The sequence below is a fragment of the Microbulbifer maximicatervae (SeqCode) genome (assembly GCF_052467505.1).
In genome coordinates, this window is sequence record NZ_CP174313.1 from 4,464,006 (window position 1) to 4,481,928 (window position 17,923).

13 protein-coding genes and 1 pseudogene are annotated in these 17,923 nt (G+C 51.1%); 6 read left to right on the forward strand and 8 right to left on the reverse strand.

Going from position 1 to position 17,923, the window contains the following annotated elements:
- Window positions 1-10: 10 nt before the first annotated feature.
- Window positions 11-1,204, reverse strand: coding sequence for an IS91 family transposase (locus tag ACJJIN_RS19750; protein ID WP_444895881.1), 1,194 nt, complete (start codon window positions 1,202-1,204; stop codon window positions 11-13).
- Window positions 1,205-1,890: 686 nt separating this feature from the next.
- On the opposite strand from ACJJIN_RS19750, the pseudogene ACJJIN_RS19755 reads away from it, so the two are divergent.
- Window positions 1,891-2,841 (forward strand): annotated as a pseudogene (locus tag ACJJIN_RS19755) (IS5 family transposase).
- A 273-nt stretch (window positions 2,842-3,114) separates the two neighbouring features.
- Here the strand turns inward: ACJJIN_RS19755 and ptsP are convergent.
- Both ptsP and ACJJIN_RS19765 read right to left on the reverse strand, forming a co-directional pair.
- Complete coding sequence (gene ptsP / locus ACJJIN_RS19760; RefSeq protein ID WP_282930971.1) at window positions 3,115-5,367, reverse strand: phosphoenolpyruvate--protein phosphotransferase; 2,253 nt, start codon at window positions 5,365-5,367, stop codon at window positions 3,115-3,117.
- 108 nt (window positions 5,368-5,475) lie between these two features.
- Window positions 5,476-5,982 carry an RNA pyrophosphohydrolase gene (locus ACJJIN_RS19765; protein WP_282934628.1) on the reverse strand — a complete coding sequence of 169 codons (507 nt, stop codon included), beginning with the start codon at window positions 5,980-5,982 and terminating at the stop codon, window positions 5,476-5,478.
- A gap of 338 nt (window positions 5,983-6,320) precedes the next feature.
- Here ACJJIN_RS19765 and ACJJIN_RS19770 point away from each other — a divergent pair, with 338 nt between their 5' ends.
- Together ACJJIN_RS19770 and ACJJIN_RS19775 are read left to right on the forward strand one after the other, a co-directional pair.
- Window positions 6,321-6,989, forward strand: a complete 669-nt coding sequence (locus tag ACJJIN_RS19770) for a histidinol-phosphatase (RefSeq protein WP_413665895.1) — start codon at window positions 6,321-6,323, stop codon at window positions 6,987-6,989.
- Between the two features lie 42 nt (window positions 6,990-7,031).
- On the forward strand, window positions 7,032-8,216 hold the full coding sequence (locus ACJJIN_RS19775; protein ID WP_413663580.1) for an imelysin family protein: 1,185 nt from the start codon (window positions 7,032-7,034) through the stop codon (window positions 8,214-8,216).
- Between the two features lie 68 nt (window positions 8,217-8,284).
- Here ACJJIN_RS19775 and mepK read toward each other — a convergent pair whose 3' ends face one another.
- The 5 genes from mepK to ACJJIN_RS19800 form a co-directional block, all read right to left on the reverse strand.
- Window positions 8,285-8,818: a peptidoglycan L,D-endopeptidase MepK gene (gene mepK, locus ACJJIN_RS19780; protein ID WP_282930973.1), complete on the reverse strand. Its 534-nt coding sequence runs from the start codon at window positions 8,816-8,818 to the stop codon at window positions 8,285-8,287.
- 861 nt (window positions 8,819-9,679) lie between these two features.
- Window positions 9,680-10,858: a L,D-transpeptidase family protein gene (locus tag ACJJIN_RS19785; RefSeq protein WP_444895882.1), complete on the reverse strand. Its 1,179-nt coding sequence runs from the start codon at window positions 10,856-10,858 to the stop codon at window positions 9,680-9,682.
- A 56-nt stretch (window positions 10,859-10,914) separates the two neighbouring features.
- A complete protein-coding gene (locus tag ACJJIN_RS19790; RefSeq protein WP_413663578.1) occupies window positions 10,915-12,138 on the reverse strand; it encodes a L,D-transpeptidase family protein in 1,224 nt (407 codons plus the stop codon).
- Between the two features lie 187 nt (window positions 12,139-12,325).
- Window positions 12,326-14,278: a L,D-transpeptidase family protein gene (locus tag ACJJIN_RS19795; RefSeq protein WP_444895883.1), complete on the reverse strand. Its 1,953-nt coding sequence runs from the start codon at window positions 14,276-14,278 to the stop codon at window positions 12,326-12,328.
- Between the two features lie 414 nt (window positions 14,279-14,692).
- Window positions 14,693-15,514, reverse strand: coding sequence for an NRDE family protein (locus tag ACJJIN_RS19800; RefSeq protein WP_444895884.1), 822 nt, complete (start codon window positions 15,512-15,514; stop codon window positions 14,693-14,695).
- Between the two features lie 88 nt (window positions 15,515-15,602).
- On the opposite strand from ACJJIN_RS19800, the gene lgt reads away from it, so the two are divergent.
- From lgt to ACJJIN_RS19815, 3 genes are read left to right on the forward strand one after another with little or no spacing between them, the layout of a single operon-like run.
- Complete coding sequence (lgt, locus tag ACJJIN_RS19805) at window positions 15,603-16,454, forward strand: prolipoprotein diacylglyceryl transferase (protein WP_413665894.1); 852 nt, start codon at window positions 15,603-15,605, stop codon at window positions 16,452-16,454.
- Window positions 16,455-16,460: 6 nt separating this feature from the next.
- The gene (locus ACJJIN_RS19810) at window positions 16,461-17,294 is read left to right on the forward strand and encodes a thymidylate synthase (protein ID WP_444895885.1); all 834 of its coding nucleotides are present in this window, start codon (window positions 16,461-16,463) and stop codon (window positions 17,292-17,294) included.
- Window positions 17,295-17,303: 9 nt separating this feature from the next.
- Complete coding sequence (locus tag ACJJIN_RS19815; protein ID WP_444895886.1) at window positions 17,304-17,813, forward strand: dihydrofolate reductase; 510 nt, start codon at window positions 17,304-17,306, stop codon at window positions 17,811-17,813.
- The last annotated feature ends 110 nt before the right edge of the window (window positions 17,814-17,923 follow it).

A 17,923-nucleotide genomic window follows, 5' to 3' on the forward strand; every position in this document is an offset into this window, starting at 1 on the left:
GGCATTGAATTTAGGCCGAACTAAAGAGGCCCATTCCTGCAGTGTCTGGTTCATCGCCATGTTGTACATTCCCGCCGGCACTATCTTGCCGAGCCGCCCCCTTTATAAAGGAAATTCCTTTTTTCGCCTTAGACCACACTCTGCCAGTCAACTTTGTAGATTCATGGCACTGCCCACACTCTACCACCAGATCTTGGATTTGCAATCCAGCTGGGAGTCGTTGATCTTTCATTAAACCCACTTGATTACTACATAGATCGTGCTTTTTCTTATTGCACCCAGCATATAATCCATAACTCCGTACCATGTGTTTTCCTATTGGAGGTATGTGCTGCAAGACACGTCTTAAGAACTCTTCAGGCTTTAATCTTAGTCGCTTGCGTCGCTGGTCACGGTGATCAAAATAACGAAATTCCAGCCCCTTATGATCCACGTTTAATATCTGCTTTGGCTTCAGCGGGCCACCTTTGATATATCGTGAAAAATACAGCAGAACGCCTTGTCCATGCTCATATCGATCCTGAATACGAACTGACCATTCTTTGCGATAGCAAGCTTTAAAGAGAATATCAAACTGGCCAATGGGCCAACTGGGAGGCAGCTTGATTAGCCCAGCACGATACTGCTCTAGTAACAGCGCTTGAAACTTTCCCCTATAAAAACTCTTAACCACTCGCACAGGTAATAAATACTCACCTGTTTCTTTCCAGTTTTCTCTTAAAGTCAAACCGCCAGCGGTGATCAGGCAGTGTATATGTGGATGTAAAGTTAACTGTCTTCCCCAAGTATGCAGAGCCATAAGCATCCCGGGGGTTACGCCGTGATAGTCCTTACTTGCCATCAATTCAAATAGCGTTTCTTTACTCGACAAAAAGAGTATATCTGTAAGCTTCTCCTCGTTGTATTGCCATATCGGCAGATACTCATGAGGTATAGTAAAGACCACATGAAAATGATCTGTATCAAATAATTTACGACGCTGCTGATCAACCCACTGGAGCTGTTTTCTGCCTGAGCAGAGGGGGCAACTTCTATGCCTACAAGAATGATGCTGTTCAGTGACATGGTTGTGCTTACAACGATAATAACTGCTTCCCATCGATTTTGTACGGCATTCTTGTATCGAGGAGATAGCCTTTAAATTTTTTAGTGGTTGCGCAGTTTTAGATAAATAACCACTGTACGCAGAAAATATATTTTGCAATACCCGGTTATGCATTTTCTAAAATGCCTCTTATAATTTAAAAGTGGCACCACTCCCGCGCAGCGGGTTTGTACAACATTTATATAGTAATCATTCCGACCACTTTTATCATGATTACTATTTCGGAATCAATTTTCCCGCTGTAATGGAAATTTTAAATTAAAATCATAGGGTTAGATGTAATTGCTACTAAAGTGCAAACTACAAAAATGATCACTTTGACTACTATCCCGGTTTTTAACTCAACTTATAACTGACTGATTTGTATAGTATTTTTACACATTCTGTGTGAAGCTCAAAAATAACGGTCAAAATGATCATAATTACCTGAGCTGGCACTCACTAACTTGCCAGGGTTATCGGAAATTTAGAAGTGTGATGAGGCCAAGGCTTCAGGATTGAGTGTTGTGAAGGGTTAGGTATTTTTTTGGTTTGAGTGTACTAATTGAGTATAACGCGTATTTAGTAGTTATTTGTTTTTTTCTTTTGGTGGGGGATATTCTGCTATTCCATTGACACACTTAAAAATAAAGTGAGATCGCCATTTCTGAAAAGCAGCTTAAGGATTAGGAAACATTGAGAAGCTATTTAGTGGGGCAGAATAATGTTGAGTGATATAGGGAACCTCTGAATAATTCTGAGCCAATTTGGTAATATTCACCTACCCATCAAGACTACGATGAATCATGCACCAAGTCACCTTTGCCGAAGCAGAATATAAGCTAAAGCGCCGTATAACTCGCCGAGAGAAGTTTCTTTCTCAAATGGAAGCCCTTATCCCATGGCAGCGACTAGAAGCTCAGATCACTCCTTGCTATCCACAAGGCAAACGTGGCCGACAGCCATATCCATTGAGTGTCATGCTCCGTATTCATTGCATGCAGCTATTTTACAATCTCAGTGATCCCGCTATGGAGGATGCACTGTATGAAATTGAATCCATGCGTAGTTTTGCTGGATTGACTTTGAGTAGCCCAATTCCCGATGAAACAACGATTCTTAACTTTCGCCACTTACTGGAGCTCAATCAGCTAGGTGCAGCTCTTTTTGATGAAATCAACAAGCATCTTGCTGAGAATGGCATGGTACTGCGTGAAGGCACGATTGTAGATGCCACTATTATCTCTGCGCCAACTTCAACTAAGAATAAAAAGAAAGAACGTGATCCATAAATGCATCAAACAAAGAAAGGCAATCAGTGGCACTTTGGAATGAAGATGCATATCGGGGTTGATGATGTGCTCGGAGTAATACATAGCGTAGATACAACAGCAGCCAATTCGCATGATGTCACAGCCACAGAGCGAGTCCTCCATGGGGAGGAAGGAAGAGTCTGGGGTGACTCTGGGTACATTGGTGCGGAGAAGCGTGAAGAGTTGAAGGAGCGGGAGGTGGATTGGTACATAGCAATGAAGCCGAGCAAGCTAAAAACTCTTCCAGGGCGTGATGCACTCCGTAAGGCGGAAAAGATCAAGGCACAGATAAGAGCGAAGGTTGAACACCCCTTTCGCTACATTAAACGGGTATTTGGTTATGACAAGGTCCGCTATCGGGGACTGTTAAAAAATACTGAGCGGCTGTGCTTGATAGCAGGCTTTACCAACTTACTAATAGGGAGAAAATATTTGGCCACCTAGGGGTGGTTCGCCTGAAACCCGCCTATTTAGGGTTTCAGATGAAAAATTAGCGGACTATTACGCGAAAATTACGCGCTTGAGCGTAATAAAGTGAATTTTTCAAGCAGTTCAGCTTAATTTTAGAAAAATGCTTCGTTGATCAGAGGGTCCATAGCTCTTCATTAGTCGCTTGGGCAAATATCTTGCTGTTGCGAGGGACTAACGGTTTGGTTGTTAGATATTGAACTCAAGCTTTATAAAATCGGTTAAATTTTGATTTAAATACCTCATCATTTACGGCTGCAAAGAGACCTTCAACCCTGCCTCATTAAGAAACCCCTTCACGGTACTTTCAATTTGCTCAGGGCTATTCATCTGCAAAACCTGTTGTAGGAGCTGCTCAATATCAGCTCGGCTAACGGCGCGCAGTGTAGCTTTTATTCGCGGTAAGTTAGTGGCGTTCATCGATAGCATATCGTAGCCCATGGCTACTAATAACAATGCACCGCTAGGTTCTCCTGCTAGTTCTCCGCAAATCCCCACCTTGGTGCCAACGGCATGGGCTGCCGTTACGATTTCCTGCAAAGCGCGCAGTACCGCTGGGTGCAGGGCGTGGTAAATATTGGCTACGCGGCTGTTATTGCGATCCACCGCCAGGAGATATTGGGTGAGGTCATTACTGCCCACTGATATAAAGTCTGCATGCACGGCGAGTTCTCGCACTTGGTAGACGGCAGAGGGCACCTCTACCATTACCCCGAGTGGGGGCATAACGATTTCGTAACCTTCCTCAAGCAGCTCCCGGTAGGCTCTTTCCACCAGTTTGCGCGCGGCTTCGAGCTCGTTCAGGCCGCTGATCATGGGGAGCATAATCCGCAGGTTATTTAGCCCCAGGCTGGCTTTCATCATGGCGCGTACTTGCGCCAGGAATATTTCCGGGTGGTCAAGAGTTACGCGAATACCGCGCCACCCCAGAAAGGGATTGGTTTCCTCGATCGGGAAATAGGCCAGTGCTTTATCGCCGCCGATATCCAAGGTGCGCATGGTGACGGGTAGGGGGGCAAAGGCTTCCAGTTGCTCCCGGTAAATTTCCCGCTGCTCTTCCTCGGAGGGGAAGCGGTCTCGCAATAGGAAAGGCACTTCGGTGCGGAAAAGTCCTACTCCTTCAGCGCCGCGCTCCAGGGAGCGAACAACATCGGCCATCAGCCCGGTATTTACCATCAGGCGGATGCGATGGCCATCGGAGGTGATTGCCGGGAGTTGAGCCAGGTGGTCCAGGTTGCGGGCCAGTTGCTGCTCTTCTGCAACAATATCGTCGTAGCGGCGCTTGAGTTCTGCGCCGGGGTGGATATGCAAATCGCCCCGGTAGCCATCCACCACCATATCGACACCGTCGATGGTTTCGTAAGGTAGGTCCTGGACTCCCATTACAGCGGGCAGGCCCATGGCTCGGGCAATAATAGCTACATGGCTGTTGGAGGAGCCTTTAACGGATACGGCTCCGATCAGCTTTTCCCTGGGCACTTCTGCCAATACTGCTGCGGTTAGCTCTTCGCCGATCAGGATGGTGTTATCGGGGAAGTCCCGGTCGCTCTGTTGCTGTTGTCGCAGGTGCATCAGCACTCGGGCGCCCAGGTCGCGAACATCGGCGGCCCTATCGCGAAAGTAGGAGTCGGACATGGCTTCAAAGCGCCGCACATGTTCCAACATAACTTCGGCCCAGGCCCGCTGGGCACTGAGCTGCTGTTGGATGCGATCGCACACTTCGACGGCGAGGGAGCTGTCATCCAACATGCTGATGTAGGCATCGAATAGCGCCCGTTCCTCGGGGCTGAGGTCGCTCTTCAGGCGCTCACCGACTTCGCGAATTTCCTCTTGGGCGGCAGTCAGGGCCTGTTGAAACAGGGCCAGTTCAGTGTCCACATCCTCGCATTCGGAGTAGGGCACTGTGCCGAGATTCGCATGCGGGGTGACAATATGTACCCGCCCGATAGCCACACCGGGGGACGCGGCAATGCCAGAGAAGTGAGTTTCCCGTTGTTGCTTGCCAATACAGGCCAGAAGACCGGTAGCCTCGGCGTGGGCGATAACGCCGGCGAGCTGCGCCGAGAGTGTAACCAGGAAAGCTTCTTCCCATTCGTCGAATCGGCGTTTCTCCTCTTGCTGCACAACCAGGACACCCAGTACGGCGCGGTGGTGAATAATCGGTGTGCCGAGAAAGGCGCTGAAGCGCTCTTCTCCAGTAGAGGGGAAATATTGGAAGGCGGGGTGGGCTTCGGCTCTTTCCAGGTTAATCGGTTCTTCACGGGTAACTACATTGCCCACCAGTCCCTCGCCGGGGGCCAGGTGGACCTGGCCAACCGCTTTGGGGTTGAGGCCATCGGTGGCCATCAGGACATAGTTGCCGTGTTGCTTGTCGCGCAGATATACGGAGCAGACGCGGGTGTGCATGATTTCCCGCACGCGATGCACAATGATTTCCAGCACCGCGGTGAGGTTCCGGGCGGCATTTACTTCCTGAACGATACTGCGCAGAGATCCGAGCAATGGCCTGTCCTCGCCAATCAACGGAGAAATTCGATGGCCCCGGAAAGTAGAATTTCGATGCTGATCGGGGCCATTTTGTGAAGATACGCTGCTAACTACCCTGTGCGGTCAGCTGTCCTGTCCGCGCAGCCAGCGTCTCTCCAGCTGTATTTGTTGTGGGGCCAGCTCGGTCAGTGCACGCCGGTATACTTCACGCTTAAAGGTCACCACTTTACTCAGTGGGTGCCAGTAGCTTACCCAGCGCCAGTGGTCGAATTCGGGTTTGTAACCATTGTCGAAGCTGATAGAGGCCTCTTCTGCCTCGAGCCTCAGCAGGTACCACTTTTGCTTTTGCCCGATGCACAGTGGTTCGGAGCGACGTCGAATCAGCCTTTGAGGCAGGCGATAGCGCAGCCAGCCTCGGGTACAGGCAATCATACTGACTTGATCGCGAGTAAGGCCTACTTCCTCGTACAGTTCCCTATATAGCGCCTGTTCAGGGGTTTCGCCCGGATTAATACCACCCTGGGGAAATTGCCAGGCGTCCTTGCCACCTACCCGCCGCGCCCACAGTGCCTGACCGCGGGCGTTGAGCACGATAATACCGACATTGGGGCGGAACCCCTCGGCATCGATATTGCTGCTGCTCTCGCCACTCGTGCCCCGGTTCTTGTTACCGGCCGGGGCTTTATCATTGCGATTCGAATGCTTGGCGGGCTTACGGCGGTTCTTTCGTCCGGCCTGTGCCGGCTTGCCGTCGCCCAAAATACCATCCTCAATACTGTTGTGTGCGGCCGTGCGCTGCACTTACTTGTTCTGCATTGTTCCACAGCGGGGGGTTTACAGCAATTCAGTGACGCAGTCCGTGTGCTGTCGTGCGGCGCAAGGTAAAATTAGCGGCCGCGCAGGGGACGTTTCCGGCTTCCTGGCGGTCAAATGCTTATGGGGAACCTATAGTTATGGGAGAGTCGACGGTGCACTTGGCAATCTTTGATCTGGATAACACGCTGATAGGTGGTGATAGCGATCATGCCTGGGGCGAATTTCTGGTGGAGCGTGAACATGTCGACGGGACCCGTTACCGCTCGGCTAACGATCGCTTTTATCAAGATTACCAGCGCGGTGAATTGGATATTTTTGCCTACCTGGAATTTGCCTTGGAGCCCCTGGCTCAGCTTTCCCGTGGTCAATTGGATAACTTGCAAAGCGAGTTTATGCAGGAAGTTATCAGTGAATTGTGGCTGCCTCGGGCCCAGGAGCTGATCGGCGAGCACCGCCGCAAAGGCCACCACATCATGATTATCACTGCGACCAATCGCTTTGTGGTTGAGCCTATTGCCTCGCGCCTCGGTGTCGATACCCTGCTGGCCACTGAGCCAGAGGAGGATGAGGGGCGGTTCACCGGAAAGGTCGTTGGTGAACCCTGTTACCAGGGGGGAAAAGTTGTCCGGTTGCGCCAATGGCTGGCCCACAACCCGGAATACGCCAACAGTGAAAAGTGGTTCTACAGTGACTCCATCAATGATCTGCCCTTACTGGGCGAAGTTGAGCACCCAATTGCGGTGGACCCGGATGATCGCCTGCGCGCAGAAGCTGAGGCTCGCGGCTGGCCGGTGATCAGTTTGCGGGAAGAGAGTGAGTAGGTGCTTGCCAGTATTTGTGAAATGCACAAGATGGGGAATTGAGTGAACGGATCTATTATCCAGTACCGGGCCCTGGCTGTTTTAATCGGGGCCCTGGCCGGACTTTCTGCCTGTGAACAAAAAGCGGTAGAAAAACCGCAGCAGGTATCGCAACAAAGTATTGCGCCGCAACCTGTGAATGAAAAGGCTGCGACCGAATTATCCCTGGCAATTTGGCAGGCGGGTGAGGCCCAGGTTATCCACGCCCATGCCGCTGTTGAAACGTTGCAGCGTGAAGTGGATGGTCTCCTGGCTCAGCCGAATGAAAATAAGCTGGAAAATGCCAGGCTTGCCTGGCTGGATGCCCACAGGGAATTTGCTGCTGCACTGCCTTATATCCAGTTGGCTTTTTCTTCGGGAGAGTTGCGCAGCCAGGGTAGAAAATTACTGTTATCAGTAGATAGTTGGCCGGCCCAGGCGGGCTACCTGGATACAGTGCCGGGTTATTCTGAGAGCGGTATCGTTAACGATACCGCCATTGATCTGACTTTAACGAACCTGCGCAAGCAGCACCGCCTGACGGCACATGAAGAGGCCAGCACCGGTTTTCACGCCCTGGAAATCATGCTCTGGGGACCCACCAGCGAGCGGGTTGCGGAGCAGTTTTTGGCTAAGTCCGATGGGGAAAAACCCGAGGCCCTGGCCGTCAATCGGCGCCGTGAACTAACCCGCTTGATCGTTAAAGGTGTGGAAGAAGATATGGCAGGCTTGGCCCGCCGTTGGCCGACGGCAGCCAACAGCCTGTCACGGCCCTATTTATCCCTTGGACCGGTTGCCCGATTGCAGCAAATCCGTGCATCGCACACCCGGGTGATTGATGAGCAGCTGTTGCGCAGGTTGCCGGAGAGTTCCGAGAGCGATGTGGAAAGTAGCCGCGCTGCCGATTCAAAGCAGGCGATATTGGCAATTATGGCAACTCTCCAGTCAAACTGGATTCCCACTGGTGGGGGCGGCTTAGCGGAGCTGTTGCTGGATCGACATCAGGTGACGGCTTTAGAGCAGGCTTTTGTGGATTTCGAGAGCTTGTTGTTGCAAATGGAAGACCCGATTGAGCTGGCGGAGCTGACCCAATTGGCGCAGGCACGCAAACTTCTGGAACGTATCGCCGGGTTGATGGCAGGTACTACCCAAGTGCCAGTATCCGATCAGGATGTGATGCCGGTTAGCTTGCCGGTTGATGGTGAATAAATCTTGCTCTCACAGGCATAACAAAAAACCCGGCGACTGCCGGGTTTTTTGTATCTGTTGGGTGGGGATTACCAGCGACGTACAGGGCCAGTATCCACGTGTACGAAGTTACTCTTCGGGTAGTATCCGACACCGCCCGCTTTCAGGTTGAGTGCTGCCTGGCGCAACTTCGACAGGGACACACCCGGCATACGGATATCCAAGGCCATACCACGTGTGTGGTAACTGCGTTTCGCTACGCCTCGGCCAGCTGCACGCAGCTTGGCATTGGTTTTAGGTGAACGGTATCCAGAGATAATCTCAATGGTGCCGTTGTAATTGAACTTCTCCTTCAGCTTGTAGACGATATCTAGAAGCTTGGGGTCCATTCGGGTCACTTCGTTGGCGCGGTGGTCACGAAGCAATTTGTTGAACTGCTTCAGGCCTCCGCTGCTGTAATCTCCGTTAGTCCAGTAGGCGGCCTCCAGCTTCTCCCCGGTGTGCAGGTTGCGCATTTTCAGGGTGCGGGAGCTACCTACTTTTGCGAAAGTCGGTCCGGCGCTGACGGCCGCCGCAGTTGCGCAGGTCACTGCCAGGAATCGACGTCTGGATGGATTCTTCATAATTCCGCCTCGTCGTTAAATCTCTCGTCGGTTTGCCTTAGTTGGCGCAACCGGGTACGGCGGAAAATGTACAAAAAATAACCAGTTGTTACAAACCTGAAGCTGCTAATTCAGAAATAATTAGATGGCCTGGGTGGTATATTTTTTCTTTTCTGCTATTCGAAACCGGAATTTTTATTGCTGATCAGTCGATAGTGCTGAATAGGTTGGAGACAGCGTTGTCATTGCACGCTAATCACTAAAAAATTATTTTTCTGCGACTTATAAGTTTTATCGGGCGGTTTCGTCAGTGTACTTGGGAGATATCCGATCACCTCTTCGGTCATGAGCTCGATAGCCTTCTTTATTAGTGGCTGGTTTACCCATCTATATACAGAGGACAACCTAGATATATAGAAGACAAAATTTGTATGTACATGTATATACATGTAGATTGAGTGCTGCCAGCGTAGTATTTCTCCGGACATACAGCTGTTTAGGTTATCTGGCAGACTCTGGACCGCCCTATATTTGGGGGGCGTATTGATCTCGACTTCCTGGAGCCTGCCATTAGCAGCGGTCGATAAAAAGAAACCTGGAAAAATTAGATCCGGCCAGTATTGCTACCACGGTTGTGAATATGGCAAAGCTCTAATTTTGTGATGACAAGGATGTAGTTTCCAAACCAAAGCCAGGGTTTAAATAGAAGTGTGAGTAGTGCTTTGAAAATTAAATCAAACTTGCTTAGGTGGTTATTTTGACCGGTGTCTTTCAAGTTCTATTGTTTGGAGAACTTTAGCGTTATAGAGCGCTGCCAGCGAAAATGAGAACAGGCAAAGTCCTTTATCGATACTTAGTATTTTTCACTTGCCGATAAGCTCCCTAATTTGGATAAGGCAGCTCTTTGTCACGATGATAAATATCAGGGCGGAATTGGGGGCGCCCATCCCTATCTATCCATGCTGTCATATAAACAATGTAAATACGGGGTGACCCCTTAACCTTTACATTCAGAGCATCATGCCCATTCGCTGCCTGTGCTACCCGAGTTCTATCCCAACCCTGGTCACGGAGAAGAAAGTACGCTAATTCTTCTGGTGCTTGTAGCCTTACGCATCCGTGACTTAATGCCCGGTGGCGAAGTTTAAACAGGCTTTGAGCTTGGGTGTCATGGAGAAAAATAGCCTGCTTATTGGGGATAACAAATTTCACTTTTCCCAGAGTATTCTCAGGGCCACTTAATTGCCTCAAAGTAGCGTGCCCACCGGCTGCCTTGGCAATAGTCTCCTCTGTAATAGGGGACGATTTACCGCTGCGATATTGCACTACTCGATAACCTCGCTTGTGCATGGCTGTTGGGTTGTGTCGTGCCTTGGGCAAAAGCTCGGTGACAAGAATACTTCGGGGGACAGTCCAGGTTGGGCTGAAAACAATATTGGTTATTCGCGTGCGCATATCCGGTGTGCGCGTGCTGCTTTTTCCTACGACGGTTTTCATATCGAGAGCAACTGAACCATCTTCGATAAGCTGTAAGCGATAATCGGGCACATTAACGATTACGTAGCGATCATCCTCCGGGAGCTTTAGTTTCTCCCATCGGGATGCATTCAATTCCATTTGCTTAGCGCGTTCCATTGGCGATATAGCCAAGGCTGCAAGTGTGTCTTCATCGGCGATACCGGTAACTTTCAATCCGTGGCGTTCCTGAAAGCGCTCCACTGCAGCTTGGAGCGCACTGTCAAATCTTCGGGGGTCTTTTTGCGGAGCGGAAAGCGGCCCGGGCTGACCGTGATAATCCTTATACATTGCCAGTAAATTACGTAGTTGTAGGACACGAGGGCCTTTGTCTCCGGGCTGTAAAGTTTTTCCCTGGGTAATCGGTCGCCAGTTTTTCGCTAACACTCGGTAGGCCTGAGCGGTATCGCGTAATTGCTGGGTCGAACTGATTGGCTCAATAATGATATCGGTCCGCCCAGTGAATGAAGCATTCAAAGGGCTGGCCGAGGCAATTACGAGGCTTATCAGTGCGGCGATGCCGAGCTGGAATGGGCCATTTGCCATACTGATAACTCAGTAGTCCCTGTAGCTCTCAATCCGCTTCACTCTGTTACCTCCTATTACTGATCCCGGTTATAGATATCCGGCCGAAACTGAAGCTGCCCATTTTCATCGATCCAGGCAGTCCAGTAAGCGATATAAACCGGTAGGGGATTTTTAAGGGCAACGCCATGGGTGCGACCACTTCCCAGCGCGCGATTGATGCGAGCATCACTCCACTTGTTTTGCTGAGCTAACATCATGCGAGCAAACTGCAATGGTTTTTCCAGACGAATACAACCGTGGCTAAAGGCTCTTTGTGATTTTTTAAATAAATGCTTGCTATTTGTGTCGTGTAGAAAAATGGCCTGCCGATTGGGGATAACAAATTTCACTCTTCCCAAAGCATTTCCCGGCCCGCCTTTTTGTTGCAGTGAAACTTGTCCTCGACGCACTGCGGCTACATTTCCACGAGTAAAAGGCACCGATCTGCCCCGATGATTCATCAGGCGATAACCTTTTGCCCTAAGGGCGGAACTGCCCTTGGGTAAAAGTTCCCGCAGCGCAATACTGGGCGGGACACGCCATACAGGATTAAATTCCAGTCGCGTCATACGGGTAGCGATTTGTGGTGTTTTGTGTTTTGGTTTTCCCACAACCACACGCATACGGAACTGCTCTTTATCGCCTTCAATTAGGCGCAAATTAAATTCCGGGACATTCACGATGATATAGCGAGGCCCTAAATCCTTGGGGAGTTGTTTCCAGCGTTCAATATTTGCTGCCAGAATTTTGGCAACTTTAGCTGGCGGGGTATTGAGTCGACTCCGGGTTCCCTCATCAACAAGTGCCGTTTGCTTTAATCCGTGACGTTTCTGAAACCGTTTAACGGCCTGCTGCAGTTTTTTGTCGTAGACATCTGCTTTAGAAGTATCTGCTCCGTACTCTTCGGGGTGGTGATCACCATAGAGCATTAGCAGGCTTCTCAATTGCGCAACCCGGGGACTGCGACTGCCCGGTGCGATAGGTTGTCCAGCACTGAGCGGTTTCCAGTAGTTACCTTGTGCCAGGGTTTGATAGCGTGCTAACGCTTCGCTGAGTAGGGAAAATTGCCTGCCCTGAGGTAAAAAAGGATCGCGACTGCCGATCAAGTCAGGTTCGACGGTATCTTTAGCTTCGGCGAGTATTTGTGGTGAGTGAATGCCCAGCGATATTGCTACGGCAATCGCAGCGGCACTCGCCCTGAGGGAGGTTAGTTGGTTGCGTGGCAAAAAAGCGCAAAGTGAATTGTTGGCAGCACCCATAAGTCACCCCTGCAAGCACTGAGAAATCAGTGAGATTTATCACTGTGCTCACATTGATAACTTGTGACTGATAGTCTTTAAATAATTTTCAGCAATGGTGCTGCTTAAGAAAGGATAATTAATGGAATAACACGCTCAATAATTCCCTGGTTATAACCGGGGCGACGTATAGCCGCCCCGGTTTCTTTTAAAATTGATTATCGGTCAGTCCATCTTTGCCATAAATATCCGGGCGGAAGTTCAGGTTGCCCTGGCCATCGACCCAGGCAGTCCAGTAGGTGATATAAACCTTTACCAGTTGGGACATATCCACTTCCGTGGTTTCCTCTCCTGTGGTCAATTGATCGATACGCCATTGATCCCAATCCCCTTGGGGACGAAGCAGCGCTTCGGCCAAGTGGCGGGGTTTTTCCAGGCGGATGCAGCCATGGCTATAGCCCCGTGAGGTCAGGGAAAAAAGTTTGCGCGCGCGCGTATCGTGCAGGTACACGTCGTGAATATTGGGGATTTCAAATTTGACACGTCCCAATATGTTTTCCTCACCGCCCATTTGGCGCATAAGGTAGGAACCCGCACCTGCAGCAGATAGGTTTTGCGGAGTCAGGGGCAGTTTTTCACCCCTACCGCTAATCACCCGGTATCCCATTTTTTCCATACCCGCAGGGTTTTTACGAGCTTTGGGGAGTATCTCATTTACCAGGATACTGCGCGGTACTGTCCAAGTGGGGTTAAAGACTACCTTGCTGACGCGGGTGGTTATTTCAGGCGTTGCGTGTTTTTTCTTACCGACGACCACATTCATCGCCAGTTTGACCTGGTCGTTTTCCACGTACTTGAGACGGTACGCAGGAATATTGACCTGGATAAAGCGGCTACCCAATTGTTCCGGCAACTCTTCGCGGCGCTTGATATTCATTTCCACAATGCGGGCGCGTGCAGCAGGGGATAAGTTCAGGCGCTTGCGAGTTGAGCGACCGACAATACCATCTGCCCTCAGGCCGTGACGCTTCTGGAAGCGCACCACCGCTTGGTGAAGGCCCCGATCGAAGCGATTGCGATCAGTGCCGCCGTAGCTGTAGTAAGACTGGTAATCACCGTATAGGGAGAGCAGGTTGCGCAGGAGGCCTACATGTGGATGGCGTGCACCCATGGTCATGGCGGGACCTGCCGGGATCGGACGCCAGCGACCGCTGGAAGAAATCTTGCGCAGCCGTTGCAGCTCACCGCGCAGCGCTCTTACATCGTTGCCATAGGGCCGGTTTTCCTCGTAGTAAGGCCCCTCACTGTTTTCAGACCTCACCGGCGGGGCGGCAGTATTTGACCGCCCCTGGTTGTAATAAACGCGACTGCCAGAACCCGCGCCACTATTGTTGTCCCGGTAGGAACGGTTTCGACTGCGCTCATAGGTGCGAGCGCTACCGGAATAATTGCGTCCTGAGTAATTGCCGGAAGTATCCGCATTGTATTCCCGCGAGTAATAGCGGCTGCGTACATTGCTGCCGAGATTGGCTGCGCGATCATATCCGCGGAAGTACTTGCGCCCGCTGGGTTCACTGGAAGCCTGCTGTTGAGCGGTGCTGGTAGCAACCAAGCGGAAACCTTCACTATCCCGCAGAACCGGTGTGACACCCCGACGCGGGCGGGTTTTGGGCTTTAGCCTGTCCAGCTGGGTATCTTGCGCGTAGGACACAAAGGCATCGGTCAGTAAGATATCCAATACTGCAGCCATCTGCAGACGTTGAGGCGTATCGCGCAAGGTGCGATCGAAGTATCCCAGGTGGTAGCGGTAGTCGACCATGCTGCTCGGATTGCCGGAGCTGGCAGCTGTGAGTTGTTTCAGCAGGTCATTGGCACTATCACTTAGGCTGTAGTTATCGAACCAAAGCAAGCGGTAATCCGTGCGCTGGTAGATCTTGCGCACAGCGGCGGGGTTAAAAATGGGGTCCTGGGCTGGCCAGGCATCGGGGTTTTCCTCCAGCCAGTGCACTAAATGAGGGCGAACAGCGTTCTCCGGTAAAACGGGTACGGTTTTCTGGTTTGCTGCGAAAGCATAATAAAGAATGAAGACACAGAGGCTACCCAGTGTCAGCAGTGGAAGTACAGATTTGCGTCTACGATGCTCGGGGTTGAAATACGACATGGTACCTCAGCGATTCTGCGGGGGCCCGGTGCGATATTTTGGAAAATGCCGGGCGCCAGATCGTTCATACCTTCCCAACCTGTGGCGAGCCCATCCAGATACTCAGGGATATTATCGGTGACTCGCACGTGTCATGCGTCCCGCGCGACTTCCTTTTATTAAGACTGATGTCGGTGTCCTGCTTGCGCGAAACTCAACCAACTTCAGTCTGTGAAAGTAAGTATGGCAATAAATGCAAAATTTGCTTGGCGCTTCATTCTTTTTAGAGTAAGGATTTGCGAATGATGAGTTTTGCGTCAAATTTTTCGCTCGTGGGTGAAAAAGGGGCGTGTTTACTGGGGCTTATTTGAATATGGTGCAGAGGCTTGCACAAAAAATTATGCACAATTTCTCTGCCATTAGTATTGAGCCTGCTTAATTGGGCGACTGGGTAGTGAAGTAGCGCAGGGGTCCATTTTCATTGCCCTGTATAAAAGTCTGCTCCCAAAGTTGGCCACACCCCCTCTGGTCGATGGTGATCACGGTACTCGCGCGGGTACCGTAGCCTCCATTGCGAAGCATTGGTTCTGTCGCCGAGCTATCGGCATCAATTTGAATGAATATCGGAGAGAGTGCCCGCTCAATCTTCAGTGGTAGCCCGGTATGAGGGAGTTGTTGGTCCGGCGCGGGGGTGCGATCTTTGAGTAGTGCCAGTGCTGGCTCCACAAAGCTCTCGATTGTTACCAGTTGGTCGGCCGCAGGTATTATTTCTGCCAGCCCCGCTTTGCCCCTTTCCACCTTTGGCCAGGGCTCGTCCGGCGCTCCGTTGGAGATACCGTGAATGCCCGGTTCAAAAGTAAATGGCTTGTGCCGGTTCCCGGCACAGAAGAGAGTGTTTTGATTCTGAATATCAAACAGCAGGGCGTTAAAGCCTCGATATTGCTGGGATTCCAGGTAGTGTATGAAATGCTTAGGGCTAATTTGTTGGCTGAGGAATTTCTGCGGTATTTCTCCGCGGGAAAGCGCTCCTACAGGTTCCGGTGTTCCAGGCTCCCGGATATTGGTTACAGCCGCGACCCGGCCGGGGGATACGCCGGCCCAGGTTCCCTGAGCTTCAAGGTCTCTACCCGCAATTAGCCCGGTCCCGGGCCAGTGCTCCGCTGCTGCGGTTGGCCTTTGATAGAACTCATCCCGATTGGCGATCAACAGCAGAGGGTATTTCGGGTGGCATTGATAGGCGAATAGTAGTAGACACATGGGGATCTTCCCTAGGGGCAAGCTGCCCTTCCACAGCGGGGGGCTTTACGACCATAATACGCCCTTTATTAGCAATCGCGATTCCCCCATGCTGACCTATCCCGAAATTGACCCGGTAGCCTTTGCAATAGGCCCCTTAAAAGTGCACTGGTATGGGCTGATGTACTTGGCTGGCTTTGTCGCGGCCTGGTGGTTGGCATTGCGCCGAAGTGCCAAACCCTGGTCACCGGTTATTAAATCCGAAGTTGAGGACTTGATTCTCTACTGTGCCATTGGTGTCGTTATCGGTGGCCGCTTGGGGTACATGTTCTTTTATAACTTCCCCCAGTTGCTCGAAGACCCGATATCACTGATCCGGCTGTGGGAAGGAGGGATGAGCTTCCACGGCGGGCTGATAGGGGTAATGTTGGCCACGGCACTCTACGCACGCAAAATTGGTACAACCTTCCCGGCTCTAATTGATTTCGTTGCTCCCCTGGTGCCCATAGGTCTTGGGCTTGGGCGGATCGGTAATTTTATTGGCCAGGAGCTTTGGGGGCGTGAAACTGAAGGCCCTTGGGGCATGGTCTTTCCAAAGGACCCGGACCTTCTGGTCCGGCACCCATCCCAGCTGTATCAAGCCTTCCTTGAGGGGCTGGTTCTCTTTGCGCTGCTCTGGTGGTTCTCCAGTAAGCCGCGCCCTCGACTCGCGGTGGGTGGTATGTTCGTGACGCTCTACGGTGTATTCCGCTTCCTGGTGGAATTTGTCCGGGAGCCCGATGGGCATATTGGTTTTGATTTATTTGGATGGATGACACGTGGGCAGCTTTTGAGCCTGCCGATGATTATTGCCGGCATCGCATTGCTGGTGTGGAGTTATAAAACTCAGCCGCTTCCCGAGGGGAGAACTGAGCAGAAAGGTAAGAAAGCAGGGTCTTCCCGAGTTAAAGGCGGAGCATAGCAGTAGATGAAGCAGTATCTCGATCTAATGCGCCATGTGCGCGATAACGGCACCGTTAAAGGTGACCGCACCGGCACTGGTACTCTCAGTGTGTTTGGCTATCAAATGCGCTTTAATTTGGCGGAGGGTTTTCCGCTGATCACCACTAAAAAGTGCCATTTGCGCTCGATTATTCACGAACTTCTGTGGTTTTTGCAGGGGGATACCAATATCCGCTACCTCCAGGACAATAAGGTGCGGATTTGGGATGAGTGGGCGACAGAGGACGGTGATCTGGGCCCTGTATATGGCCATCAATGGCGCTCCTGGCCCACTTCGGATGGCCGCCAGATCGACCAGATTGAGCAGTTGGTACATCAGTTGAAAACCCGCCCGGACTCCCGGCGCCTGATGGTTAGCGCCTGGAACCCTGCGGATCTGCCAGATGAAGGTGTTTCACCTGTTGATAATGCCCGTGAAGGGCGCATGGCCCTGGCTCCCTGCCACGCCCTGTTCCAGTTTTATGTCGCTGACGGCAAGTTGTCCTGTCAGCTGTACCAGCGAAGCGCAGATATTTTCCTGGGGGTGCCTTTTAATATCGCCTCATACAGCCTGTTGACCCTTATGCTGGCACAGGTATGCGGTTTGAAGCCCGGCGATTTTATCCACACCTTTGGTGATGCTCACCTCTACTCCAACCATATGGAGCAGGTCGAACTGCAATTGCAGCGCGACCCTCTGCCTCTGCCACAAATGCACTTGAATCCAGATGTGAAAGATCTGTTTTCTTTCCGTTTCGAGGACTTTGAACTCAAAGGTTACGAGGCCTATCCACATATTCCGGCACCTGTAGCGGTTTAAGGAGCGGTAATGACGGTTTCAATTGCTTTGATTGCGGCGGTTGCCCGCAATGGTGCTATCGGCAAGGACAATGAGCTCCCCTGGCGTATCTCCGGCGATCTGCAGTTTTTTAAGCGGACGACTATGGGAAAGCCAGTAGTAATGGGACGAAAGACCTTTGAGTCTATTGGTCGCCCACTTCCGGGGCGCGTAAATATTGTCATTACGCGTAATGCTGACTGGGTTGCAGATGGCGTTGAGGTGGTCCAGTCTCTGGATAAAGCCTTGAGTCTGGCTCAAGAAAGCGCTAAAGACAGTGGGGCAAGCGAGGTGATGGTCATTGGTGGAGCACAAATTTACCGCCAGGCACTGCCACTGGCTGCCCGCTTATATGTCACCGAAGTTGACGCAAATATCGACGGGGATGCATACTTTCCCGACATGGATGACTCTTGGGTCGAATCGGCACGAGAGTGTTACCCGGCCTCGGACAGGAATGAGTACAACTACTCATTAGTCCAATATGACAGATTTAAATAAAAACAATTTGATCAAAAGTTGATCGATCTGTTAAATTCTCCAACAGCCTACACAAGGAAAGTCGCCGCTAATGTGTGCAAGTAACCCGGGAATGTTACCCAAGTGTTACT